Annotated in this window: 1 protein-coding gene and 1 pseudogene; one reads left to right on the forward strand and one right to left on the reverse strand. The window is 61.2% G+C overall.

The annotated features are described in order from the left end of the window. Nucleotides 1-193, forward strand: a pseudogene (locus MKK82_RS00015) (manganese catalase family protein); the annotation flags it as partial. A gap of 59 nt (nt 194-252) precedes the next feature. Here the strand turns inward: MKK82_RS00015 and MKK82_RS00020 are convergent. Beyond that, nucleotides 253-519, reverse strand: a complete 267-nt coding sequence (locus MKK82_RS00020; protein ID WP_243984156.1) for a hypothetical protein — start codon at nt 517-519, stop codon at nt 253-255. Between the last annotated feature and the right edge of the window lie 189 nt (nt 520-708).

The raw sequence follows: 708 nt of genomic DNA on the forward strand, positions 1-708 counted from the left end.
AGCCGCAGGCGTCTGGTCCAACGATGAGGTCGCTTTGCCGGGTGATCCGCCAGGCAACCTGGAGGTGGTCGACGGCGCGCCTGAAGGCGGTAAGATCCCGGAACTCGACGGCAACTACGGCGCGTTTGCGCCGGACTACGCACCCGAAGAGATCTTCGAGATCGCGAGCAAGCTCTACAAGAAGGGCCGCTAGGCTAGACCAACGTGCGTAGGAGGAGCCCCGCGGTATCAGATCCGCGGGGCAGGCGACGGTTACATCTGGGACCGACGCATGTGATGACGGCGGTGATGCTTCATACGCATCATACCCCGCTTCCCACCCATCCGCTTCTGCGACGGGCTCTTCACGCTGCCCGGATTATTCATGTTGCTCTGAGCGCTGCCGCCACCTGACATCTGAGCAAGAGCTGTCCCGGTGACAGCCAAAGACAGCGCTGCGGCGAGGGCAAGTATCTTCATCGACATGGCGTTTTCCTCCAGACGGATCGGTTCGATCGGTCCGGGCTTGAACGCCGGCATGATCGTTATCGTTCAAGCGCCCTTACCATCCTCGCTGCGGAAGACGTGAAGAACAAAAGCGCTGTACGACGCAGAGCGCAGGCAACATCCTGCTTGTCTGCCCCTAATGCGTCGGATAGATACGCCTCCCCGGACAGAAAAAAGGCCACCCCCGAAGGAGCGGCCCGAAGTCTTGGGAGGAAACGCCCG

The organism is Methylobacterium sp. E-046, assembly GCF_022829625.1.
In the GTDB taxonomy this organism is placed as follows: Bacteria; Pseudomonadota; Alphaproteobacteria; order Rhizobiales; family Beijerinckiaceae; genus Methylobacterium; species Methylobacterium longum.